The sequence below is a fragment of the Klebsiella sp. 10-1 genome, from assembly GCF_009758445.1.
In the GTDB taxonomy this organism is placed as follows: Bacteria; Pseudomonadota; Gammaproteobacteria; order Enterobacterales; family Enterobacteriaceae; genus Klebsiella; species Klebsiella scottii.
On record NZ_WQRE01000007.1, the window covers coordinates 161,275 to 185,177 of the forward strand.

At 59.5% G+C, this 23,903-nt stretch carries 17 protein-coding genes and 1 riboswitch; of the genes, 12 read left to right on the forward strand and 5 right to left on the reverse strand.

Annotated features, from left to right (window positions below):
• Positions 1–60 precede the first annotated feature (60 nt).
• Positions 61–207: riboswitch (TPP riboswitch) on the forward strand.
• A 32-nt stretch (positions 208–239) separates the two neighbouring features.
• The 3 genes from thiB to thiQ are packed head-to-tail and all read left to right on the forward strand — an operon-like array spanning position 240 to position 3,494.
• Entirely contained in the window at positions 240–1,223 is a 984-nt protein-coding gene (thiB, locus tag GO007_RS22415) for a thiamine ABC transporter substrate binding subunit (RefSeq protein WP_095103797.1), read from the forward strand.
• Positions 1,199–2,809: a thiamine/thiamine pyrophosphate ABC transporter permease ThiP gene (gene thiP / locus GO007_RS22420; RefSeq protein ID WP_095103799.1), complete on the forward strand. Its 1,611-nt coding sequence runs from the start codon at positions 1,199–1,201 to the stop codon at positions 2,807–2,809. Before thiB ends, thiP begins: the two co-directional genes overlap by 25 nt.
• Positions 2,793–3,494 (forward strand): thiamine ABC transporter ATP-binding protein ThiQ, encoded by a 702-nt coding sequence (gene thiQ / locus GO007_RS22425; protein ID WP_095103801.1) that lies wholly within the window; start codon positions 2,793–2,795, stop codon positions 3,492–3,494. The genes thiP and thiQ overlap by 17 nt, the downstream gene beginning before the upstream one ends.
• Here the strand turns inward: thiQ and GO007_RS22430 are convergent.
• Both GO007_RS22430 and araC read right to left on the reverse strand, forming a co-directional pair.
• Entirely contained in the window at positions 3,481–4,245 is a 765-nt protein-coding gene (locus tag GO007_RS22430; protein ID WP_095103803.1) for a DedA family protein, read from the reverse strand. The two genes, thiQ and GO007_RS22430, sit on opposite strands and share 14 nt — an antisense overlap.
• A gap of 128 nt (positions 4,246–4,373) precedes the next feature.
• A complete protein-coding gene (gene araC / locus GO007_RS22435; RefSeq protein WP_095103805.1) occupies positions 4,374–5,219 on the reverse strand; it encodes an arabinose operon transcriptional regulator AraC in 846 nt (281 codons plus the stop codon).
• A gap of 337 nt (positions 5,220–5,556) precedes the next feature.
• Between araC and araB the strand changes: the two genes are divergently transcribed.
• From araB to rluA, 6 genes are all read left to right on the forward strand, one after another.
• Entirely contained in the window at positions 5,557–7,266 is a 1,710-nt protein-coding gene (gene araB / locus GO007_RS22440) for a ribulokinase (protein WP_095103807.1), read from the forward strand.
• 10 nt (positions 7,267–7,276) lie between these two features.
• A complete protein-coding gene (gene araA, locus GO007_RS22445) occupies positions 7,277–8,779 on the forward strand; it encodes an L-arabinose isomerase (protein WP_095103809.1) in 1,503 nt (500 codons plus the stop codon).
• Positions 8,780–8,862: 83 nt separating this feature from the next.
• Positions 8,863–9,558 carry an L-ribulose-5-phosphate 4-epimerase gene (araD, locus tag GO007_RS22450; RefSeq protein WP_095104107.1) on the forward strand — a complete coding sequence of 232 codons (696 nt, stop codon included), beginning with the start codon at positions 8,863–8,865 and terminating at the stop codon, positions 9,556–9,558.
• Positions 9,559–9,655: 97 nt separating this feature from the next.
• The gene (gene polB, locus GO007_RS22455; RefSeq protein WP_095103811.1) at positions 9,656–12,013 is read left to right on the forward strand and encodes a DNA polymerase II; all 2,358 of its coding nucleotides are present in this window, start codon (positions 9,656–9,658) and stop codon (positions 12,011–12,013) included.
• 133 nt (positions 12,014–12,146) lie between these two features.
• On the forward strand, positions 12,147–15,053 hold the full coding sequence (gene rapA / locus GO007_RS22460; RefSeq protein WP_095103813.1) for an RNA polymerase-associated protein RapA: 2,907 nt from the start codon (positions 12,147–12,149) through the stop codon (positions 15,051–15,053).
• A gap of 12 nt (positions 15,054–15,065) precedes the next feature.
• Entirely contained in the window at positions 15,066–15,725 is a 660-nt protein-coding gene (rluA, locus tag GO007_RS22465) for a bifunctional tRNA pseudouridine(32) synthase/23S rRNA pseudouridine(746) synthase RluA (RefSeq protein WP_095103815.1), read from the forward strand.
• A 97-nt stretch (positions 15,726–15,822) separates the two neighbouring features.
• Here rluA and GO007_RS22470 read toward each other — a convergent pair whose 3' ends face one another.
• Positions 15,823–16,311 carry a citrate lyase holo-[acyl-carrier protein] synthase gene (locus GO007_RS22470; protein ID WP_095103817.1) on the reverse strand — a complete coding sequence of 163 codons (489 nt, stop codon included), beginning with the start codon at positions 16,309–16,311 and terminating at the stop codon, positions 15,823–15,825.
• A 170-nt stretch (positions 16,312–16,481) separates the two neighbouring features.
• On the reverse strand, positions 16,482–17,849 hold the full coding sequence (locus GO007_RS22475) for a 2-hydroxycarboxylate transporter family protein (protein ID WP_095103819.1): 1,368 nt from the start codon (positions 17,847–17,849) through the stop codon (positions 16,482–16,484).
• 287 nt (positions 17,850–18,136) lie between these two features.
• Here GO007_RS22475 and GO007_RS22480 point away from each other — a divergent pair, with 287 nt between their 5' ends.
• Entirely contained in the window at positions 18,137–19,762 is a 1,626-nt protein-coding gene (locus GO007_RS22480) for an ATP-binding protein (RefSeq protein ID WP_095103821.1), read from the forward strand.
• A complete protein-coding gene (locus GO007_RS22485) occupies positions 19,752–20,450 on the forward strand; it encodes a response regulator (protein WP_095103823.1) in 699 nt (232 codons plus the stop codon). The genes GO007_RS22480 and GO007_RS22485 overlap by 11 nt, the downstream gene beginning before the upstream one ends.
• Before the next feature lie 30 nt (positions 20,451–20,480).
• Here GO007_RS22485 and djlA read toward each other — a convergent pair whose 3' ends face one another.
• Positions 20,481–21,308 (reverse strand): co-chaperone DjlA, encoded by an 828-nt coding sequence (gene djlA / locus GO007_RS22490; protein ID WP_095103825.1) that lies wholly within the window; start codon positions 21,306–21,308, stop codon positions 20,481–20,483.
• A 244-nt stretch (positions 21,309–21,552) separates the two neighbouring features.
• On the opposite strand from djlA, the gene lptD reads away from it, so the two are divergent.
• Positions 21,553–23,898: an LPS assembly protein LptD gene (gene lptD / locus GO007_RS22495; RefSeq protein ID WP_095103827.1), complete on the forward strand. Its 2,346-nt coding sequence runs from the start codon at positions 21,553–21,555 to the stop codon at positions 23,896–23,898.
• Positions 23,899–23,903: the final 5 nt, after the last annotated feature.

Consider the following 23,903-nt stretch of genomic DNA (forward strand, 5'->3'; position numbering starts at 1 on the left):
AGCCTTGCCACCTGACGCTGAAGCACTTTCGGTCCGCTAACAAAATCATTACACTGGTCGCCGTTCTCAACGGGGTGCTAATAAACATACGCCGCTTCATTCAGGTTGCATTGAGACAGCCTGCAGGATGAAGCGTATGGGCTGAGAAAATACCCGTCGAACCTGATCCGGATAACGCCGGCGAAGGGATTTGAGGCTCACTCAAAATCCTTTGCCACCCCTTTTTTGTGAGGTGCAAAGTGTTGAAAAAATTACTCCCGCTGCTGGTGCTGGTCGCCGCTCCCGCGTTGGCTAAACCCGTTCTCACCGTTTATACCTACGACTCCTTTTCTGCGGACTGGGGCCCAGGCCCGGCCGTCAAAAAGGCTTTTGAAGCCGACTGCGGCTGCGAGCTGAAGTTCGTGGCGCTGGAAGATGGCGTCTCGCTGCTGAATCGCCTGCGCATGGAAGGCAAAAACAGCAAAGCCGACGTGGTCCTCGGACTGGACAACAACCTGCTGGAAGCGGCGGCGCAAAGCAAGCTGTTCGCCAAAAGCAACGTGCCGACCGACGCGCTTACGGTCCCTGGCGGCTGGAACAACGATACCTTCGTACCCTTTGATTACGGCTATTTCGCCTTCGTCTACGATAAAAACAAGCTCAAAAATCCGCCAAAAAGCCTGAAAGAGCTGGTTGAGAGCGATCGGAAATGGCGGGTGATCTACGAAGATCCGCGCACCAGCACGCCGGGCCTCGGCCTGCTGCTGTGGATGCAGAAAGTGTACGGCGACAAATCCCCTCAGGCCTGGGAGAAGCTGGCGGCGAAAACCGTCACCGTGACCAAGGGCTGGAGCGAGGCCTACGGCCTGTTCCTGAAGGGGGAAAGCGATCTGGTGCTGAGCTATACCACCTCTCCGGCTTATCACATTATCGAAGAGAAAAAAGATAACTACGCGGCGGCCGCTTTCAGCGAAGGCCACTACCTGCAGGTCGAAGTGGCGGCCCGCACCGCGGCCAGCAAGCAGCCGGAGCTGGCGGAGAAGTTCCTTAAGTTTATGGTCTCTCCGGGTTTCCAGAATGCGATTCCGGCGGGCAACTGGATGTACCCGGTCACCCAGGTGACGCTCCCTGCCGGCTTTGACGCGCTGGTCAAACCGCAGACCACGCTGGAGTTCACTCCGCAGCAGGTCGCTGGCGAACGACAGAACTGGATTAACGCATGGCAACGCGCCGTCAGCCGCTAACTATCGGCTGGCTGCTGCCGGGCCTGACGGCCGCCGCCGTGCTGGTCGTGGTGGCGCTGGCCGCTTTTCTGGCGCTCTGGAGCAGCGCGCCGGAGGCGGCCTGGCTGGCGATCGTTCGCGACAGCTATCTCTGGCACGTCGTCCGCTTCTCCTTCTGGCAGGCGTTTCTCTCGGCGCTGCTTTCGGTGGTGCCGGCTATTTTTCTTGCCCGCGCCCTTTACCGGCGCCGCTTTCCCGGCCGCACGCTGCTGCTGCGCCTGTGCGCGATGACTCTTATCCTGCCGGTGCTGGTGGCGGTATTCGGCATCCTCAGCGTTTACGGCCGTCAGGGCTGGCTGGCGGCGGCTTTTAGCGCGCTGGGATGGCGGTGGGATTTCTCCCCTTACGGGCTGCAGGGAATTCTGCTGGCGCACGTCTTCTTCAATATGCCGATGGCGACCCGCCTGCTGCTGCAGGCGCTGGAGAATATTCCCGGCGAACAGCGGCAAATTGCGGCCCAGCTTGGCATGCGCGGCTTTCACTTTTTCCGCTTCGTGGAGTGGCCGTGGCTGCGGCGGCAAATTCCTCCGGTGGCGGCGCTTATCTTTATGCTCTGCTTCGCCAGCTTCGCTACCGTCCTCTCCCTTGGCGGCGGCCCTCGGGCCACTACCATCGAGCTGGCGATCTACCAGGCGCTGAGCTTTGATTACGACCCGGCTCGCGCGGCGATGCTGGCGCTGATCCAGATGAGCTGCTGCCTCGGGCTGGTGCTGCTCAGCCAGCGCCTGAGCAAGGCCTTGGCGATCGGCGTGACCCACGTTCGCGGCTGGCGCGACCCTGACGATCGCCTGCACAGCCGCCTGACCGATTTCGTGCTCATCGCGATCGCGCTGCTGCTGCTGCTGCCGCCGCTGCTGGCGGTCGTCATCGATGGCCTGAATAACAATCTGCCGCGGGTGCTGTCCCAGCCTGCGCTATGGCAAGCCTTATCGACCTCCCTGCGCATCGCGCTGGCCGCCGGCATACTCAGCGTTATTCTGACGATGATGCTGCTGTGGAGCAGCCGCGAGCTGCGCATCCGCCGCCGCCCGCTGGCCGGCCAGGCGCTGGAGCTCAGCGGGATGCTGATCCTCGCCATGCCGGGAATTGTGCTCGCGACCGGCTTCTTTTTACTGCTCAATAATAGCGTTGGCCTGCCCGACTCCGCCGACGGCATCGTTATCTTCACCAATGCGCTGATGGCGATCCCCTATGCGCTGAAGGTGCTGGAAAACCCGATGCGCGACGTCGCCGTGCGCTACGGCATGCTCTGCCAATCGCTGGGGATGAGCGGCTTTACCCGCCTGCGGGTCGTAGAGCTTCGCGCCCTGAAGCGCCCGCTGGCCCAGGCGCTGGCCTTTGCCTGCGTGCTTTCGATCGGTGATTTCGGCGTGGTGGCGCTGTTCGGCAACGACGATTTCCGCACCCTACCGTTCTATCTGTATCAGCAGATTGGCGCCTATCGTAGCCAGGACGGTGCCGTTACCGCCCTGCTGCTGCTGGCGCTGTGCTTTGTCCTCTTTACCGTGATTGAGAAGCTACCGGGGCGTGATGTTAAAACTGAATGATGTAACCTGGCTGTACCAGCACCTGCCGATGCGTTTCACCCTCTCCGTACAGCGCGGCGAACGCATTGCGGTACTCGGCCCCAGCGGGGCGGGGAAAAGCACGCTGCTGAATCTGATCGCCGGCTTTTTGCCGCCGGCGAGCGGCAGCATCGTCATCGACGGTCAGCCGCATACCGATACGCCGCCCGCCCGTCGCCCGGTATCAATGCTGTTTCAGGAAAATAACCTCTTTAACCATCTCACCATCCGCCAGAACATCGGCCTTGGCATGCACCCCGGGCTTAAGCTGAGCGCCGGGCAAAACGCCAGTCTGCAGGCTATTGCCGAACAGATGGGCCTTGATTCCCTGCTGGAGAGGCTTCCCGACGAGCTATCCGGCGGTCAGCGGCAGCGGGCGGCGCTGGCGCGCTGTCTGGTGCGCGAGCAGCCGGTACTGCTGCTGGATGAGCCGTTTTCCGCGCTCGATCCGGCGCTGCGCCAGGAGATGCTGATTTTGGTCGCAGAGGTTTGCCAGCGCCGGAATTTGACGCTGCTGATGGTGTCGCATAGCGTGGAGGATGCGGCCCGCATCGCCCCGCGATCGCTGGTGGTGGCCGACGGGCGTATCGCCTGGGATGGCGCCACCGATGCGCTCTTAAGCGGCAACAGCAGAGCCTCCCATCTGTTAGGGATCAGCGCGCGATAACCTGGTGCAGAATATTGAGATAGACTGGCATCAGAGGGTGGCGAATCGCCACGGTTAACGCCACGCCCGCCAGCGCCAGCGCCAGCGGCGTCAGCCACAGCAGACGTGTACGCGGCAGCAGTCGGGTCAGACGATCGCTTGTTTTCGCGCTACGCCACAGTCGCCAGCATAGCCAACCGGCCAGCCACGCCAGCAGCGCGGCGCTCAGCAGCAGCCACTTAAAGCTGGCGCTGTTCTCATCGGCGGGAATATCAATGGCCGCGCCGGCAAGAATGCCTGGTAAAAAGTAGAGCGGCGGCCACAGCAGACAGCCAATAATATTCGGCAGAATAAACTTCGCCACCGGCAGGTCAAGCATTCCGGCAACCATCGGCACCAGCGGTCTCGTCGGCCCGACGAAGCGCCCGATCAGGATCGTGACCATGCTGTGCTGGTGCAGCGCGTGCTCGGTCTTATCAAGCAGCGCTTTGTTTTTCTTCATAAACGACCAGCGATGCAGCGGTTTTTTAAACCGCCAGCCGAGCCAGAATGAAATCCAGTCACCGAATAAACAGCCGACGATCCCCGCCAGCCACGCCTGCCAGAAGTTAACCTCACCGCTGCCGATCAGCGCGCCCAGTCCGGCCATCATCACCGTACCCGGCAGTATCAGCCCCACCAGCGCCAGCGATTCAAGAAAGGCGACCAGCATCACGGCTATCAGGGAGTAGACCGTGGATTGGGTGATAAAATGTTCCAGCAATGCTTGCATAGTGTGCCCGGTTTAAAAACGAAGCACGGATTCTCCAGAGCCGTCGCGCCTTCGTCAAGCCATCAATTGTCTGAATAGTTTACCGGTTGTGACAATTTTCCGGGGCATCATTTCACTTTATTTACGTTTTATTCACATCCTGCGCGGAATTCGCTCGGGCTGGCGCCGGTGCATTTTTTAAATACCCGCGAGAAATAGAGCTGATCTTCAAAGCCAACGTTGCGTCCCACCGTGGCGATGGGCATTCGCGTGGTGCTCAGCAGCAGCTTGGCCTGGCTGATGCGCTGATCTTCCCGCCACCCCAGCACGCTGATGCCCAGCTGCTGGCGGAACAGGTGCGACAGCCGCGACGGCGACAGACACACGTGCTGGGCGACGCTGGCGATATCAAAATGGCTGTCCGCCAGGTGATCGCTAATGTACTGGCAGGCGTCGCGGACCCGGTTATCCAGCGGCGGGTACAGGGATTCGTTAATGGCCTCCATGCGCCGCAGCAGCAGCTGTTCCAGCAGATTGATCGCCAGCAGCTCAGAGTAGCGCCCGGCCCCCTGTCCGGCGTCGACGATCTGGCCGAAAAGCTCGCCAAAGCGCGCCTGCCACTGCTCATCGGGACGGAAAAATCCAGTGTGGGCGAAAATCGTCGGCCAGTTCAGCCATTCGTGCCAGTAGGCCCGCGGGCGGAAGTAGACCCACTGGTGATACCACTCGCGGGCATCAGGGTGGCGGCCGTAGTGATGAATTTCCCCCGGCGGGAAGAGTAAAATATCGCCAGGCCGGCAGACAAACTGTTCGTCCTGGTTGTTGATCACCCCTTCACCGCGAATCGTCAGATTAAGAATAAAACCTTTCATGCCGAGCGGGCGGTCAATAAAGAAATCCAGATAGCTATCCGCATCAATCGGCGTCAGCCCCGTAACCAGGTGGGCGTTAAAAGAGTAGCCCGGTAGCAAAGGATCGTTTTGTGTTTCAGCCATAAACTCAGCTCTCCCGGAGAGGCTCTGGACACCAATTGTCCATATTCGTTATTTTATCCCTAAGCGCGCTTCCCGTAATGGGATGCGGGTTGAAATTCGAATTAAAACCCGCCTGATTTCAGCAAAAATCGACGACACCGCTCAATGTAAGCCATTCCAACGCATAACAAAAGTGTCTATAAATACGGCAGGAAAGTCCACATTGAATATTTGCACGGCGTCACACTTTGCGATGACATAGCAATATAGTCCATAAGATTAGCGAATACGGCCTGACGGTTTTTCCCGAGGATATCTACTGTTTCACCATGAATGGTTTTTAGCATGGAGTAACAGCATGGCAATTGCGATTGGCCTCGATTTTGGTAGTGACTCAGTTCGCGCTCTGGCAGTGGAATGCGCCACCGGCGAAGAGCTCGCCTCCAGCGTAGAGTGGTACCCACGCTGGCAGGAGGGGCTATTTTGCGACGCCCCGAATAATCAGTTCCGCCACCACCCGCGTGATTACATTGAATCAATGGAAGCCGCGCTGAAAAGCGTGCTGGCGCTGCTGAGCCCCGGGCAGCGCGCCGCCGTCGTCGGTATCGGCGTTGACAGCACCGGCTCGACGCCGGCGCCTGTCGATGCCGACGGCAACGTGCTGGCCCTGCGGGAAGAGTTCGCCAACAACCCGAATGCGATGTTCGTGCTGTGGAAAGACCATACCGCGGTAGAAGAGGCGGAAGCCATCACCCGCCTGTGCCACCAGCCGGGCAAAGAGGACTACTCCCGCTACATCGGCGGCATCTACTCCAGCGAATGGTTCTGGGCCAAGATCCTCCATGTCACCCGTCAGGATAGCGCCGTTGCGCAGGCCGCGGCCTCATGGATTGAGCTGTGCGACTGGGTTCCGGCGCTGCTCTCCGCGACCACCCGCCCGCAGGATATTCGTCGCGGCCGCTGCAGCGCCGGGCATAAATCGCTGTGGCACGCCGACTGGGGCGGTCTGCCGCCGGCCAGCTTCTTCGACGAGCTCGACCCCATTATCAATCAGCACCTCAGCTGGCCGCTGTTTAGCGAGACCTGGACCGCCGACGCGGCGGTCGGCACCCTCTGCGCCGAATGGGCCCAGCGCCTGGGTCTGCCGGAAACGGTCACCATCTCCGGCGGCGCCTTCGACTGCCATATGGGGGCGGTAGGCGCCGGCGCGCAGCCTAATACGCTGGTTAAAGTCATCGGCACCTCCACCTGCGACATTCTGATCGCCGATAAGCAGAGCGTTGGCGCCCGCACGGTGAAAGGCATCTGCGGCCAGGTCGACGGCAGCGTGGTGCCCGATTTTATCGGTCTGGAGGCCGGGCAGTCGGCCTTTGGCGATATCTACGCCTGGTTTGGCCGCATTCTCGGCTGGCCGCTGGAGCAGCTGGCGCTTGCCCATCCGGAGCTGAAAGAGCAGATCCGCGCCAGCCAGAAACAGCTGCTGCCGGCGCTGACCGAAGCCTGGGCGAAAAATCCCTCGCTCGACCATCTGCCGGTGGTGCTGGACTGGTTCAACGGACGGCGCACCCCAAACGCTAACCAGCGCCTGAAAGGCGTAATAACCGATCTGAATCTCGCCACCGATGCGCCGGCGCTGTTTGGCGGCCTGGTTGCGGCAACCGCCTTCGGCGCCCGCGCCATTATGGAGTGCTTCACCGACCAGGGGATCCCGGTCATCAACGTGATGGCGCTGGGCGGCATCGCGCGCAAAAACCCGGTCATCATGCAGGCCTGCTGCGACGTGCTGAACCGGCCGCTGCAAATTGTCGCCTCCGATCAATGCTGCGCGCTGGGTGCGGCCATCTTTGCCGCCGTCTCCGCCGGCGTATATAGCGATATTCCAACGGCCCAGCAGCATATGGCAAGCCGGGTGGAAAGCACCCTGCAGCCGCGTCCGGCCCAGGCGCAGCGCTTCGAACAGCTCTATCAGCGCTACCGGCAATGGTCAGTCAGCGCTGAACAACAGTATCTCCCTTCGGCTGCACAGGCGGAAAAGGCCTCGCAATCTCAGCCAGCTCTCACCCATTAAGGACACCAAAATGACGATTTTTGATAACTATGAAGTCTGGTTCGTGATTGGCAGCCAGCATCTGTACGGCGCGGAAGCGCTGCGTCAGGTCACAAAGCATGCCGAGCACGTGGTGAACAGCCTGAACGCCGAGGCAAAACTGCCGTGCCGGCTGGTATTAAAGCCGCTGGGCACCACGCCGGACGAAATCACCCATATCTGCCGCGACGCTAACTATGATGATAAATGCGCCGGCATGGTGGTGTGGCTGCACACCTTCTCTCCGGCCAAGATGTGGATTAACGGCCTGACCATCCTCAATAAACCGCTGCTGCAGTTCCACACCCAGTACAACGCGTCGCTGCCGTGGGACAGCATCGATATGGACTTTATGAACCTCAACCAGACCGCGCACGGCGGCCGCGAGTTCGGCTTTATTGGCGCCCGTATGCGCCAGCAGCATAGCGTGGTGACCGGCCACTGGCAGGATCGGGACGCCCATCAGCGCATCGGCTCATGGATGCGCCAGGCGGTCTCGAAACAGGATACCCGTCATCTGAAAGTCTGCCGCTTTGGCGATAACATGCGCGAAGTCGCGGTCACCGATGGCGATAAGGTCGCCGCGCAGATCAAATTCGGCTTCTCGGTCAATACCTGGCCGGTGGGCGATCTGGTGCAGGTGGTCAACGACGTCAGCGAAGGCGATATCAGCGCCCTGGTAGATGAGTATGAAAGCAGCTACCGGCTGACTGCGGCAGCGCAGGTCCGCGGCGATAAGCGGCAGAACGTTCTCGATGCCGCGCGTATCGAGCTGGGAATGCAGCGCTTCCTGCAGCAGGGCGGCTTCCACGCCTTCACCACCACCTTTGAAGATTTACACGGCCTGAAGCAGCTTCCGGGTCTCGCCGTGCAGCGTCTGATGCAGCAGGGCTACGGCTTTGCGGGCGAAGGCGACTGGAAAACCGCCGCCCTGCTTCGCATCATGAAGGTGATGTCAACCGGTCTGCAGGGCGGCACCTCCTTTATGGAGGATTACACCTACCACTTCGACAACGGCAACGATCTGGTACTCGGCTCGCATATGCTGGAGGTCTGCCCAACCATCTCCACGGCGGAAAAACCGATCCTCGACGTTCAGCCGCTGGGCATTGGCGGTAAAGCCGACCCTGCGCGCCTGATCTTCAACACCCAAACCGGCCCGGCGATCGTCGCCAGCCTGATCGATCTCGGCGATCGCTATCGCCTGCTGGTTAACACCATTGAAACGGTGCCTACCCCGCACGCTCTGCCGAAGCTGCCGGTAGCCAACGCGCTGTGGAAAGCGCAGCCGGATCTCCGCACCGCGTCCGAAGCCTGGATCATTGCCGGCGGCGCGCATCATACCGTCTTCAGCCACGCCCTGACTCTCGAAGATATGCGCCAGTTTGCGGAGCTGCAGGATATCGAGCTGACCGTCATTGATAACGAAACCCGCCTGCCTTCCTTCAAAGATGCGCTGCGCTGGAACGAAGTTTATTACGCCGGCAAACGTTAAGAGGTCGCCCCCTCTTCTCCCTCTCCGCCGCTAAGGAGAGGAGAAGAGGGGAAACCGTGCTGACCCGCTATTCGGAGTACACAATGTTAGAAGATCTGAAACGTCAGGTTCTGGAAGCCAATCTCGCGCTGCCCAGGCACAACCTGGTGACCTTAACCTGGGGCAACGTCAGCGCCGTCGACCGCGAGCGGGGCCTGCTGGTGATCAAGCCTTCGGGCGTCGACTACAGCGCGATGAGCGCTGAGGATATGGTGGTGGTGAGCCTGGAAACCGGCGAAGTGGTGGAAGGGAAAAAGAAACCCTCGTCGGATACCCCAACCCATCGCCTGCTGTATCAGGCCTTCCCGACCCTCGGCGGTATCGTCCATACCCATTCACGCCATGCGACCATCTGGGCGCAGGCGGGCCAGTCAATCCCGGCGACCGGCACCACCCACGCCGATTACTTCTACGGCGCGGTTCCCTGCACCCGCCTGATGACCGACAGCGAAATCAACGGAGAATATGAGTGGGAAACCGGGCGCGTTATCGTCGAGACCTTCCGCGAGAACGCCATCGACCCGGCGCAAATGCCCGGCGTGCTGGTGCATTCCCACGGCCCGTTTGCCTGGGGGAAGAACGCGGAAGATGCGGTGCATAACGCGATTGTGCTGGAAGAGATCGCCTATATGGGTATTTTCTGCCGGCAGCTGGCGCCGCAGCTGCCGGATATGCAGCAAACCCTGCTGGATAAGCACTATTTACGCAAGCACGGCGCGAAGGCCTATTACGGGCAGTAGCGCCGCCGGGATGGGTCAAAATACCTGTATAAAACCCCAGCATCGCGCCGTGAACCAGGCTATACTCAGGCCTGGTTTGACTTGATGAGAGCACGGCGTGACTCAGCCACGAGAAGGTTTCTTACTGACCCGTCACTGGCGGGATACCCCGCAGGGCACGGAGCTGACCTTTTGGCTGGCGACCGACGACGGCCCCCTTCAGGTCACCCTGCCGCCGCAGGAGTCCGTGGCATTTATCCCCGAAGCGCAGCGTGCCCAGGCTGAACGCCTGCTGCTGGGCGAAAATGGCCTGCGCCTCGCCCCCCTCAGCCTAAAAGACTTTCACCGCCAGCCGGTTTTTGGCCTTTACTGCCGCGCCCATCGCCAGCTGATGCGCCTCGAAAAGAAGCTGCGCGAACAGGGCGTTACCGTCTACGAAGGCGATATCCGCCCGCCGGAGCGCTATCTGATGGAGCGCTTTATTACCGCGCCGGTTTGGGTCGAGGGCGAAAAACGAGGAGCGCAGCTGCTCAACGCCCGCATGAAGGCCAGCCCGCACTACCGGCCGCCGCTGAAATGGGTATCGCTGGATATCGAAACCAGCCGCCACGGCGAGCTGTACTGCATCGGCCTGGAAGGCTGCGGCCAGCGGGTCGTCTACATGCTCGGGCCAGAGCCGGCGGCCTCTCCCGCCGTCGATTTTCAGCTGGAGTACGTAGCCAGCCGCCCGCAGCTGCTGGAAAAGCTCAACGCCTGGTTTGCCGCCCATGACCCGGACATTCTGATCGGCTGGAACGTGGTGCAGTTCGACCTGCGCGTGCTGCAAAAACACGCCGAGCGCTACCGTATTCCGCTGCTGCTCGGCCGCGACAACAGCGAGCTGGAGTGGCGCGAGCACGGTTTTAAAAATGGCGTATTCTTCGCCCAGGCCAGCGGGCGGCTGATTATCGACGGCATTGAGGCGCTGAAATCCGCGTTCTGGAGCTTCCCCTCTTTTTCACTTGAGGCGGTAGCGCGCGAGCTGCTGGGTGAAGGCAAAGCCATCGATAATCCCTGGGATCGGATGGACGAAATCGACCGCCGCTTCAGCGAGGATAAGCCGGCGCTGGCAACCTACAATTTGCAGGACTGCGAGCTGGTGACGCGCATCTTCCAGAAAACGGAGATCGTGCCGTTTCTGCTGGAGCGCGCCACGGTTAACGGCCTGCCCGCCGACCGCCACGGCGGGTCGGTGGCCGCCTTCAGCCACCTCTATTTTCCACGCATGCACCGGCTGGGCTACGTTGCGCCCAACCTCGGCGAAGTTCCGCCGCAGGCCAGCCCCGGCGGCTACGTGATGGACTCCCGCCCCGGCCTGTACGATTCGGTGCTGGTGCTGGACTACAAAAGCCTGTATCCCTCGATTATTCGCACCTTCCTGATCGACCCGGTGGGGCTCGTCGAAGGCGGCGCCCTGCCCGATGACGAGCACAGCACCGAAGGCTTTCTCGGCGCGCGCTTCTCCCGCGAGAAGCACTGTCTGCCGGGTATCGTCGGCCAGATTTGGCACGGCCGCGACGACGCCAAGCGGCATAAAAACAAGCCGCTGTCTCAGGCGTTGAAGATCATTATGAACGCCTTTTATGGCGTGCTCGGCACCAGCGCCTGCCGCTTTTTCGACCCGCGGCTGGCCTCGTCAATCACCATGCGCGGCCACGCCATCATGCGCCAGACCAAAGCGCTGATTGAGTCGCAGGGCTATGACGTTATCTATGGCGACACCGATTCCACCTTTGTCTGGCTCAGGCGCGCCCATGATGAACAAGAGGCGGCGAAAATCGGCCGTTCGCTGGTGGCCTATGTCAACGACTGGTGGGCCGCCGAGCTGGGGAAAGCGCGCCTTACCAGCACCCTGGAGCTGGAGTTTGAAACCCACTTCTGCCGTTTTTTAATGCCGACCATCCGCGGGGCCGATACCGGCAGCAAAAAGCGCTACGCCGGAATGATTCAGGAGGCGCAGGAGCAGAGAATGGTCTTTAAAGGGCTGGAGACGGTGCGAACCGACTGGACGCCGCTGGCCCAGCAGTTTCAGCAGGAGCTGTACCTGCGCATTTTCCGCAACCAGCCCTATCGTGACTACGTCCTGGAGACGATTCGTCAGCTGATGAACGGCGAGCTCGACGATCGGCTGATCTACCGTAAGCGGCTGCGCCGACCGCTGGCGGAATATCAGCGCAACGTTCCGCCGCACGTCCGCGCGGCAAGGCTTGCCGACGAGCACAACGTCAGGCTGGGCAGGCCGCAGCAGTACCAGCAACGCGGCAGCATCAAATATGTCTGGACCACCGGCGGGCCGGAGCCGGTCGATTATCAGCAGTCGCCGCTCGATTACGAGCACTATTTGTCGAAACAATTACAGCCGGTCGCGGAAGGAATACTTCCCTTTGTCGACGATGATTTTGCTACAATAGTGACAGGGCAGCTGGGGCTATTTTGACAGGTGACTATCACCGCAGCATCCAGTACCATAGCGCCCTTTCCACTCCTGGACCCAATTTTGATCTCTCTCCAGCCTATTCGGAGATGATCAACTATTGCCTGCAATTTAAGAACTAAAGAGCCGAACACATATGCCTTTTACACTTGGTCAACGCTGGATTAGCGACACAGAGAGCGAACTGGGATTAGGGACGGTAGTAGCGCTGGATGCGCGCATGGTTACCCTTCTTTTCCCCGCCATCGGTGAAAATCGTCTGTACGCACGCAACGACTCCCCGATCACCCGCGTGATGTTTAATCCGGGCGACACCATCACCAGCCACGAAGGCTGGCAGCTCCAGGTTGACGAAGTTAATGAAGAAAACGGCCTGCTGGCCTATACCGGGACCCGTCTGGATACCGAGGAAGCCAACGTGGTTCTGCGTGAAGTGCTGCTCGACAGCAAGCTGGTTTTCAGCAAGCCGCAGGACCGCCTGTTCGCCGGGCAGATCGACCGTATGGACCGCTTTGCGCTGCGCTACCGCGCGCGTAAATATCAGAGCGAGCAGTACCGGATGCCGTGGAGCGGCCTGCGCGGCCAGCGTACCAGCCTGATCCCGCACCAGCTGCACATCGCCCACGACGTTGGCCGTCGCCACGCCCCGCGCGTGCTGCTGGCGGATGAGGTCGGGCTCGGTAAAACCATCGAAGCCGGGATGATCCTGCATCAGCAGCTGCTGGCCGGCGCCGCCGAGCGCGTGCTGATCGTCGTTCCGGAAACCCTGCAGCACCAGTGGCTGGTCGAAATGCTGCGCCGCTTCAACCTGCGCTTCTCGCTGTTTGACGACGAGCGCTACGCCGAAGCGCAGCACGACGCTTATAATCCGTTTGAAACCGAGCAGCTGGTAATCTGCTCCCTGGATTTTGTTCGCCGCAGCAAGCAGCGCCTTGAGCACCTGTGTGACGCCGAATGGGATCTGATGATCGTCGATGAGGCACACCACCTGGTGTGGAGCGAAGATGCGCCGAGCCGTGAATACCAGGCGATTGAACAGCTGGCCGAGCGCGTGCCGGGGATCCTGCTGCTGACCGCCACGCCGGAGCAGCTGGGAATGGAGAGCCATTTCGCCCGTCTGCGCCTGCTGGACCCAAACCGTTTCCACGACTTCGCCCAGTTCGTTGAAGAGCAGCAGAACTACCGCCCGGTGGCCGACGCCGTCGCCCTGCTGCTGGCAGGCAACAGGCTGAGCGATGCCGATCTGAATATGCTCGGCGAGCTAATCGGCGAGCAGGATATCGAGCCGCTGCTGCAGACCGCCAACAGCGATCGCGACGGGGCGCAGTCCGCGCGCCAGGAGCTGGTCTCCATGCTCATGGACCGCCACGGCACCAGCCGCGTTCTGTTCCGTAACACCCGTAACGGCGTGAAAGGCTTCCCGAAACGCGAACTACACACCATTCGCCTGCCGCTGCCGATGCAGTACCAGACGGCCATCAAGGTCTCCGGCATTATGGGCGCGCGTAAAACCGCCGAAGAGCGCGCTCGCGACATGCTCTATCCGGAGCAGATCTATCAGGAGTTTGAAGGCGATAGCGGAACCTGGTGGAACTTCGACCCGCGCGTCGAGTGGCTGATGGGCCACCTGACCAGCCACCGTTCGCAGAAGGTGCTGGTGATCTGCGCGAAAGCCGCCACCGCGCTGCAGCTGGAACAGGTGCTGCGCGAGCGCGAAGGTATTCGCGCCGCGGTCTTCCACGAAGGGATGTCGATCATCGAACGCGACCGCGCCGCCGCGTGGTTTGCCGAAGAGGACACCGGCGCGCAGGTGCTGCTGTGTTCTGAAATCGGCTCCGAAGGCCGTAACTTCCAGTTCGCCAGCAACCTGGTGATGTTCGATCTGCCGTTCAACCCGGACCTGCTGGAGCAGCGTATTGGCCGTCTGGACCGTATCGGCCAGGCGCACGATATTCAGATCCACGTACCGTATCTGGAAAAAACCGCCCAGTCGGTGCTGGTCCGCTGGTATCACGAAGGCCTTGATGCCTTCGAGCACACCTGCCCGACCGGCCGTACCGTTTACGATAGCGTCCATGACGAGCTGATTAACTATCTTGCCGCGCCGGAGACGACCGACGGCTTCGACGCGCTGATTAAATCCTGCCGCCAGCAGCACGACGCGCTGAAAGCGCAGCTGGAGCAGGGCCGCGACCGCCTGCTGGAGATTCACTCCAACGGCGGCGAAGGGGCGCAGGCGCTCGCCGAAAGCATTGAAGAACAGGATGACGATACCAGCCTGATCGCCTTTGCCATGAACCTGTTTGATATCGTCGGTATCAACCAGGACGATCGCGGCGAGAACCTGATTGTGCTGACTCCGTCCGATCATATGCTGGTTCCGGACTTCCCGGGCCTGCCGGAAGACGGCTGCACCATCACCTTTGAGCGCGACGTCGCGCTCTCCCGCGAAGACGCGCAGTTCGTCACCTGGGAGCATCCGCTGATTATCAACGGCCTGGACCTGATCCTTTCCGGCGATACCGGCAGCAGCACTATCTCGCTGCTGAAGAACAAGGCGCTGCCGGTCGGGACGCTGCTGCTCGAGCTGATTTACGTCGTCGAAGCGCAGGCGCCGAAGCAGCTGCAGCTTAATCGCTTCCTGCCGGCCACGCCGGTACGCATGCTGCTGGATAAGAACGGCAACAACCTCGCCGGCCAGGTGGAGTTCGAGAGCTTCAACCGCCAGCTGAGCGCCGTTAACCGCCATACCGGCAGCAAGCTGGTCAACGCGGTACAGCAGGACGTTCACGCGATCCTGCAGCTCGGCGAAGCCCAGGTCGCGAAGGCCGCTCAGGCGCTGATCGCAGCGGCGCGCGATGAGGCTAACGACAAGCTGTCGGCGGAGCTGTCGCGTCTGGAAGCCCTTAAAGCGGTTAACCCGAACATCCGCGATGACGAACTGTCGGCAATTGAGAGCAACCGTCAGCAGGTGATGGATGCGCTGGCCCAGGCCGGCTGGCGTCTTGATGCGCTGCGTTTAATCGTCGTCACTCACCAGTAACGGAACGCGAATATGGCGATGGAAAACTACAATCCGCCGCAGGCCCCCTGGCTGGTTATCCTCTATCAGGATGAGCACATTATGGTGGTCAACAAGCCGAGCGGCCTGTTGTCCGTGCCGGGGCGGCTGGAGGATCATAAAGACAGCGTGATGACGCGCGTGCAGCGCGACTTTCCGCAGGCCGAGTCGGTTCACCGGCTGGATATGGCCACCAGCGGCGTGATTGTGGTGGCGCTGACCAAAGCGGCAGAGCGCGAGCTGAAGCGTCAGTTTCGCGAGCGTGAGCCGAAGAAGCAGTACGTCGCCCGCGTGTGGGGTCACCCGCAGAAAGCAGAAGGCCTGGTGGATTTGCCGCTGATTTGCGACTGGCCGAACCGGCCAAAGCAGAAGGTGTGCTACGAAACCGGCAAGGCGGCGCAAACCGAGTATGAGGTGCTGGAGTACGCGGATGATAACAGCGCCCGCGTGCGCCTGAAGCCGATTACCGGGCGTTCGCACCAGCTGCGCGTGCATATGCTGGCCCTCGGCCACCCGATTCTCGGCGACCGCTTTTATGCGACACCGGAAGCGCTGGCTATGGCCCCGCGCCTGCTGCTGCACGCGGAGATGCTGACCATCACCCATCCCGCTTTCGGCAACGCAATGACCTTCCGCGCGCCGGTCGACTTCTGACCGCTGATTCCCCGGGCTATGGCGTAAGCGCCTTACCCGGGCTACCCCGCCCCTCCGCTAAGCGCGGCGAGAGCGGGGTTCCTCACGCTATCATCCGTTAGTCGCGGGCAAACCAGGCGTCAATCATCTGCTCTACGTGAGCGGCCGACTGCTGCGGGTGGCGATCGTTGCTCTCGGCAGCAGACGGGCGGCTCTGCAGGCCGTCCGCCGGGCAAATCACTTCGATATTCCATAAACGCCCCAGCGGATGGGATTGCGTCAGCTCCGTGCAAAGCGCGTTAATTTCACTGGCAGAGTGCTCAACGCACCACAGCGCTTCCGGCCCGGTTGGCAGCCACTGCACCTGGCGGTCCAGCGTTTGCCAGCGGTGTTTCCACAGCAACTGATCGAAAGCCTGCAGCGCCACGCCCATCATATTGCGATAGCGGATGCTGTCTTTCTCCGCGCCCGGCGTCACCAGGGTGAGCGAAATAACCGGCTGCTGATAATGGGTTAACAACTCGCTCTGACGAGCTTCACGCTGCGCTTTCACCGCCAGCTGGGTTTCTACGCTGGCGCCCGCACGGGCGGGAGTATCCACGGACATTAATTCCTCTCCTTCACTGAATAAAATAACGGCGGCAGGGCTGCCGTCGCGATAACGGATTTCGCTGCTGATTGTATCGCTAAATGAACAGAATTTAGGATACAGGACAAAGAAATTTTCTTCGTCCTGTGGAGGGAAATAGCAGTTTTTCCTGTTAGCACAGAACTAAATCACGCCATAAAGTGACTCAGAAACAGCAGGCCCAGAGAGACATTGATCGCTCCACCGATGCGGGTGGCGATTTGGGCGAACGGCATCAGGTTCATTCGGTTGCCGGAGGTCAGAATCGCCACATCGCCGGTTCCTCCCTGGCCGCTCTGGCAGCAGGAGACGATCGCCACATCGATCGGATGCATGCCAATTTTTTTACCGACAAAGAACCCGGTCGCCACCAGCGCGGAGACGGTGCTGATAATCACCAGCAGATTAGTGATAGTAAAGGCGTTAACCAGCTCCTGCCACGGCGTAATGGCGACGCCAACGGCGAACAAAATCGGATAGGTCACCGCCGTGCGGAAGAACTTATACACCACCTGAGAGCCCTCCTGCAGGCGCGGCGATACGCCGTTAGCCAGCTTCAGCAGCACCGCCAGGAACAGCATCCCCACCGGCGCCGGCAGGCCAATCATCTTTTGGCCCAGCATCCCCAGCATATACAGCAGCACCGCCAGCAGCGCCCCGGACGCCAGCGTCGCCACGTCCGTTTTGCCGCCGAAGCTTTCGTCACCGGCGGTTTCACGATGCGTTTCATTGCTGCGGTTCGGCATCAGCTGGCCTTCGCCAGTCAGATGCGGGAAGCGCTTGCCCAGCTGGTTCAGGCTGCCGGAGATGACAATCGCCGTCAGGCTGCCCAGCATAACCATCGGCAGAACGCGGCCTAACGCGACGCCCTGATCCATATGCAGCAGCGCGGCATAGCCAATCGACAGCGGTATCGCCCCTTCCCCTACGCCGCCGGCCATAATCGGCAGGACGATAAAGAAAAATACCTGGAACGGCTCCAGGCCTAATGCCGTCCCGACGCCAACGCCGACCAGCATGCCGACAATTTCACCGCACACCATCGGAAAGAAAATGCGCAGGAATCCCTGAATCAGCGTGGTGCGGTTCATGCTCATTATGCTGCCGACGATAATGCAGCAGATGTAGAGATAGAGAATATTGGTCGACTTGTAGAATTTGGTGGTGGATTCAACCACCACGTCCGGCAGCAGGCCGTAATGGACCAGCGCCGAGGGAATAAAGGTCGCACAGATCGCCGCCGCGCCGAGCTTGCCGAGCACCGGCAGGCGCTTGCCAAACTCGCCGCAGGCAAAGCCAAAAAACGCCAGCGTCGCCACCATCACCACAATGTCGCTCGGCAGCTTGCCGCCCAGACAGTCAAGGGCAATTAAGCCGCCGGCCAGCAGGAACAGAGGCAGCGGGATAATCCCGACTTTTCGGTTATCCATAACGTGCCACCAGCGCTGTTTCAGCGTGGCCTTTGGGGTGTCGATGGGGTCGAGGGTCGCAGAGAATGCATTGTCTGTGGTGCTCATAGGTTTAGCCCTTTAGTTATTATTCATCTTCAGACTAGGGGGGAATAAGCCGACTTAATGTGAGGATCGCCAGATTAAAAATGAAGTTTTAATGGGCACTATGGTTTTTATGGTTTCTATTCCCGGCGTGATATATCTCTGATTTATTAGCGTGGTTTTTATGGTTTTTTGTCGCAAGCGCTATAGATCATTTATAAATAGGCTTCGCGGATCGATCCTGTTCCCTGACCCCGGCGTAAGCGGCCGCTCGTTTCTTACCCGCCTTACTGAGACTCCGTACAAGGCCTATGAAAGTTTCCTTTCAATTTAAGCTGTTTATTTCCCTGGTGGCGTTTTTCTCGATCCTGTTTGCCCTGCTGGGCGTTTATTACTATTTCGATGCCAGCCATCAGCTTTATCAGGAGATGAGCACCCGCGCCAAAATACAGGCCGAAGAGATCGCCCTGATGCCCAATTTACGTCAGCAGGTTGCCCGCAAGGACCCGCAGGCGATCAAAACCTTTATGCAGGAAATAGCCGCCCGCAGCGACGCCAGCTTTATCGTTGTTGGCGACGCGCGGGGCGTGCATCTGTTCCACTCCGTGCACCCGGAATGGGTCGGTACCCGGCTGGTTGGCGGCGATAATCAGGCGGTGCTGGAAGGGCAAACCATTACCACTATCCGCAAAGGCGGGCTCGGGATTTCGCTGCGCAGCAAGGCGCCGGTGCGTAACGAGGCGGGCCAGGTGGTGGGCATCGTTTCCGTCGGCTATCTGACCAGCTACCTCGACAGCATCACGCTGCAAAAAGTCATCAATATCTTCGTCGCCGCCGTGCTGCTGCTGGTTGCGCTATTTATCTTCTCCTGGTACTTCACCCGCAGCATCAAAAAGCAGATCTTCTCCCTGGAGCCGCGGGAAATCGGCCTGCTGGTGCGCCAGCAAAAGGCGATGATGGAATCGATTTATGAAGGGGTCATCGTTATCGATCATACCCGCCGCATCAAGGTCATTAACCGCGCGGCCCGCAGCCTGCTCGGCCTTAGCCAGCCCGCGTACCGGCTGCGCGGGCAGTCCATTGATAGCGTCATCGTTCCGCAGCCGTTTTTCGCCAGCGGCGAGATGCTGGAAAGCGACACTCACGATGAGCTATGCCGCTTCAACCAGCTCACCGTACTTGCCAGCCGGGTGCGCATCATGCTGGAGAATTCGCTGCAGGGCTGGGTGATCACCTTCCGCGATCGCGATGAAATCAACTCGCTTAGCGCCCAGCTCAGCCAGGTGAAACGCTATGTGGATAACCTGCGCATCATGCGCCATGAGCAGCTCAACCGCATGACCACGCTTTCCGGCCTGCTGCATATGGGCCACTACGACGAGGCCATTCGCTATATTCAGGCGCAGTCGGAGCATGCCCAGGAGCTGCTGGACTTTATTTCATCCCGCTTTAGCTCGCCGACGCTCTGCGGCCTGCTGCTGGGCAAGGCCGCCCGGGCGAGCGAGAAAGGCGTCGAGCTGAGCTTCGATCCCGCCTGCCACATCGACCGCCCGCTGCCGTCATTAATCGAATCGGAGCTTATCTCTATCATCGGCAATCTGCTGGATAACGCCATTGAGGCCACCCAGCGCGCCGAATTGCCGCACGAGCCGGTTGAAGTGCTGATCCAGCTCAACGCCCGGGAGCTGATGATTGAAGTGGCCGATCGCGGCGTCGGTATTCGCCCGGAGATCCGCGATCGAATCTTTGAACGCGGCGTCACCACTAAAACCCGTGGCGATCACGGCATCGGACTGTATCTTATTGAACATTATGTCACTCAGGCTGGCGGCACCATCGAGGTCGCCGATAACTCGCCGCGCGGGGCCATCTTTACGCTATTTATTCCCGCCGACGGTCCGGCCCACCCGCCACAAGGGGCAAACTATGCATCATGACCTGGTCGATGTGCTGATCGTCGAAGATGAGAGCGAGCTGGCGCGGCTGCACGCCGAGCTGATTCAAAAACACCCGCGCATGCGGCTGGCGGGAATGGCCGCCTCGCTCACCCAGGCGCGGCAGATGCTCAACGCCAGCCCGCCGCAGCTGGTGCTGCTCGACAACTATTTACCCGACGGAAAGGGGGTGACGCTGATCACCGACCCGCTGCTGGCGAGCGCCAACTGTTCGGTTATTTTTATTACCGCCGCCAGCGATATGGAAACCTGCAGCCTGGCCATTCGCAACGGGGCCTTCGACTACATCCTTAAGCCGGTCTCCTGGAAACGGTTGAGCCAGTCTCTCGAGCGCTTCGTTCAGTTTTACGACCAGCAGCGGGAGTGGAAGATTGTCGATCAGCAAAACGTTGATTCGCTATATCAGCTGCAGGCGAAAAACTATCGCGCCGATAGCGGCAGTAAAGGGATTGAGGAAAAAACGCTGGCGCTGGTGCAGAACCTGTTTACCGGGCGGGAAGAACACTGCTTTTCGGTCGATGAGGTGGTGAACGACGCCGGCCTGAGTAAAACGACCGCCCGCCGCTATCTGGAGCACTGCGTGGAAACGGGCTTTCTGGAAGTGGAAATGCTGTACGGTAAAATTGGCCATCCGCGGCGGATGTACCGCCGCGCCAGGAGCCCGTCCTGATGCCTCACCCCGGCGGGAGAGGCCGGCAAATCAGAAACCGCGCTGCTCTTTGACCAGCTCCCAGGCCTTCTGAATATCCTGAGCCTTCTGCTTCGCCATCTCCATCATTTCCGGCGGCAGGCCCTTCGCCACCAGCTTATCCGGATGGTGCTCGCTCATCAGCTTGCGGTAGGCGCGCTTGACGGTCGCCGCGTCATCGGTCGGCTTCACGCCCAGCACGTTGCAGGCGTCCTCAAGGGTCGGTCCGCGCTGCGCCTGCTGCCAGCCGGCCTGGCCGCGGCCCTGGTTCCCGGAGTGCTGCTGCGAACCGCCGCCGAACTGAGCTCCGCCCTGCATCATCCGCAGGAACTGTTCAAACTGGGCGCGGGAGATCCCCAGCTCGTCGGCAATGACGAACAGAACCTCGCGTTCATTAGGGTGCAATTCGCCGTCGGCGAAGGCCGTCTGCAGCTGAATTTCCAGAAACATCCGAATCAAATCAAAGCGGCCGAAACAGACGCTGCGCAGCTGACGCATTTTCTCGCGCAGCGGATAATCATCTGATTTCCCTACGCGAAAGGCCTGCTGTGCCGCCGTACGCGACTCGCCATGCAAATTCATGCGATCCATCAGGATGCTGGCGACATGAATATCGGCTTCGGTAACGCGACCTTTGGATTTGGTCAGATGGCCCATCACCTCAAAGGTGGTGGAAAAGAACAGCGACTGCCGCTCCTGCTGGTTAGCAAAAACGTTAATCCGCCGACGGCGCGCGCGATCGAATATATGACCGACCAGTAAGCCCAGCACCACGCCCCAGAAACCCGCGCCCATCATCAGCGCAACCGCAACCCCAATTATTTTTCCCAAATACTGCATAGACTCCCCAATCTTTATGCCGCCAGTTAAGCTATATATGACCGCACGTTACAAAGCACTGACGCTTCGGTCAATTGTGGGACATAGCCTATAATTTGCTTTATCATACTCGTCATTCTACACGGTGCCTAACGCTCGGGATTGAAACGGGCAGGATTAACACTAGCGCGATGAAGATGAGTACGTTAGGCTCTGACCGTTTGCAAGCCGCTGCCACAAGATGACGGAACAACAAATACAACGTATGAAAAAACGTATTCCCAGCCTCCTGGCCACCATGATCGCCAGCGCCTTGTATAGCCAACAGGGCATCGCCGCCGATCTCGCCACGCAGTGTATGCTTGGCGTCCCAAGCTATAATCGTCCCCTCGTTGAAGGTAAAACTAACGAGCTGCCGGTGACGATCGATGCCGATCATGCGAAGGGCAACTATCCGGATAATGCCACATTCACCGGTAACGTCGATATTAATCAGGGGAATAGCCGTCTTCAGGCGGATGAGGTTCAGCTTCATCAGCAGCAGGCAGCGGGCCAGCCTCAACCCGTGCGCACGGTCGATGCGCTGGGCAACGTTCACTATGACGATAATCAGGTCATCCTGAAAGGCCCGAAAGGCTGGTCAAACCTGAACACCAAAGATACCAATATCTGGGAAGGTGATTACCAGATGGTCGGCCGTCAGGGCCGCGGCAAGGCCGATCTGATGAAACAGCGCGGTGAAAACCGCTACACCATTCTGGAAAACGGCAGCTTTACCTCCTGTCTGCCGGGTTCTGACACCTGGAGCGTCGTCGGAAGCGAAGTTATTCACGACCGCGAAGAGCAGGTTGCGGAAATCTGGAACGCGCGCTTTAAGCTCGGCTCAGTGCCTATTTTCTACAGTCCTTACCTGCAGCTGCCGGTAGGCGATAAGCGTCGTTCCGGCTTCCTGATCCCTAACGCCAAATACAGCACGAAAAATGGCGTGGAGTTCTCTCTTCCTTACTACTGGAATATCGCACCTAACTTCGACGCCACCCTGACGCCGCACTATATGAGCAAGCGCGGCGGCGTGATGTGGGAAAACGAATTCCGCTATCTGACCAAAGCCGGCGCGGGGCTGTTCGAGTTTGACTACCTGCCGTCCGATAAGATCTACCAGGACGATCACTCCAGCGACAGCAACAGCCGCCGCTGGCTGTTCTACTGGAACCACTCCGGGGTCATCGACCAGGTATGGCGCCTTAACGCCGACTATACCAAGGTCAGCGATCCGGACTACTTTAACGATTTCAGCTCTAAATACGGTTCCAGTACCGACGGTTACGCCACGCAGAAATTCAGCGCCGGCTACGTAAACCAGAACTTCGACGCCACCGTGTCGACCAAACAGTTCCAGGTCTTTAACCGCGATTCGAGCAACTCCTATGCCGCTCAGCCGCAGCTGGACGTTAACTACTACCAGAACGATGTCGGTCCGTTTGATACCCATCTGTACGGACAGGCGGTGCACTTCGTCAATACCAACGGCAACATGCCGGAAGCGACCCGCGTCCACTTCGAGCCGACGATCAATCTGCCGCTGTCTAACGGCTGGGGCAGCATCAATACCGAAACCAAGCTGCTGGCGACCCACTACCAGCAGAGCAACCTCGACGACTACAACGCGGCTAACAATGCGGACTACAAAGAGTCCGTTAACCGCGTGATGCCGCAGTTCAAAATCGACGGCAAAATGGTCTTCGAGCGCGATATGCAGGAGAGCTTTACCCAGACTCTGGAACCGCGCGTGCAGTATCTGTACATCCCGTATCGCGACCAGAGCCATATCGGTTCTTACGACTCCACCCTGCTGCAATCGGACTACAGCGGCCTGTTCCGCGACCGCTCCTACAGCGGCCTGGACCGTATTGCATCCGCAAACCAGGTTACCACCGGCGTCACGTCTCGCGTATATGATGCAGCCGCCGTTGAACGTTTTAATATTTCCGTTGGTCAAATCTATTATTTCACCGAGTCACGTACCGGTGATGACAACATCAACTGGGAGAATAACGACACAAGGGGTTCACTGGTATGGGCCGGAGATACTTACTGGCGCATCGCCGATGACTGGGGTTTACGCGGGGGAATTCAGTACGATACGCGTCTGGATAACGTCGCAACCGGTAACGGCACCGTTGAATACCGTCGCGACGAAAACCGCTTAATCCAACTTAACTATCGTTATGCCAGCCCGGAATACATTCAGGCAACGCTGCCTTCGTATTCAACCGCTGAGCAGTACAAAAACGGTATTTCTCAGGTGGGTATGACCGCCAGCTGGCCGGTTGTCGATCGCTGGTCCGTTGTCGGCGCATACTACTTTGATACCAATACCAAAAAGAGCGCCAACCAGATGTTAGGGGTCCAGTATAACTCCTGCTGCTACGCTATTCGCCTCGGCTATGAACGCAAGATCAACGGCTGGGATAACAACGGCAACGGCGAGAGCAAATACGACAATACCTTTGGCATCAACATTGAGCTACGCGGCCTGAGCTCCAACTACGGTCTCGGCACCCAGCAGATGCTGCGTTCGAACATTCTACCGTACCAGAACTCCCTGTGATGTGG

Coding starts and splice junctions, on each gene's coding strand:
- thiP (WP_095103799.1), top strand. CDS start 1,199: ATGGCAACGCGCCGTCAGCCGCTAACTATCGGCTGGCTGCTGCCGGGC.
- thiQ (WP_095103801.1), top strand. CDS start 2,793: ATGTTAAAACTGAATGATGTAACCTGGCTGTACCAGCACCTGCCGATG.
- GO007_RS22430 (WP_095103803.1), bottom strand. CDS start 4,245: ATGCAAGCATTGCTGGAACATTTTATCACCCAATCCACGGTCTACTCC.
- araC (WP_095103805.1), bottom strand. CDS start 5,219: ATGGCTGAAACACAAAACGATCCTTTGCTACCGGGCTACTCTTTTAAC.
- araB (WP_095103807.1), top strand. CDS start 5,557: ATGGCAATTGCGATTGGCCTCGATTTTGGTAGTGACTCAGTTCGCGCT.
- araA (WP_095103809.1), top strand. CDS start 7,277: ATGACGATTTTTGATAACTATGAAGTCTGGTTCGTGATTGGCAGCCAG.
- araD (WP_095104107.1), top strand. CDS start 8,863: ATGTTAGAAGATCTGAAACGTCAGGTTCTGGAAGCCAATCTCGCGCTG.
- rapA (WP_095103813.1), top strand. CDS start 12,147: ATGCCTTTTACACTTGGTCAACGCTGGATTAGCGACACAGAGAGCGAA.
- rluA (WP_095103815.1), top strand. CDS start 15,066: ATGGCGATGGAAAACTACAATCCGCCGCAGGCCCCCTGGCTGGTTATC.
- GO007_RS22470 (WP_095103817.1), bottom strand. CDS start 16,311: ATGTCCGTGGATACTCCCGCCCGTGCGGGCGCCAGCGTAGAAACCCAG.
- GO007_RS22475 (WP_095103819.1), bottom strand. CDS start 17,849: ATGAGCACCACAGACAATGCATTCTCTGCGACCCTCGACCCCATCGAC.
- GO007_RS22480 (WP_095103821.1), top strand. CDS start 18,137: ATGAAAGTTTCCTTTCAATTTAAGCTGTTTATTTCCCTGGTGGCGTTT.
- GO007_RS22485 (WP_095103823.1), top strand. CDS start 19,752: ATGCATCATGACCTGGTCGATGTGCTGATCGTCGAAGATGAGAGCGAG.
- djlA (WP_095103825.1), bottom strand. CDS start 21,308: ATGCAGTATTTGGGAAAAATAATTGGGGTTGCGGTTGCGCTGATGATG.
- lptD (WP_095103827.1), top strand. CDS start 21,553: ATGAAAAAACGTATTCCCAGCCTCCTGGCCACCATGATCGCCAGCGCC.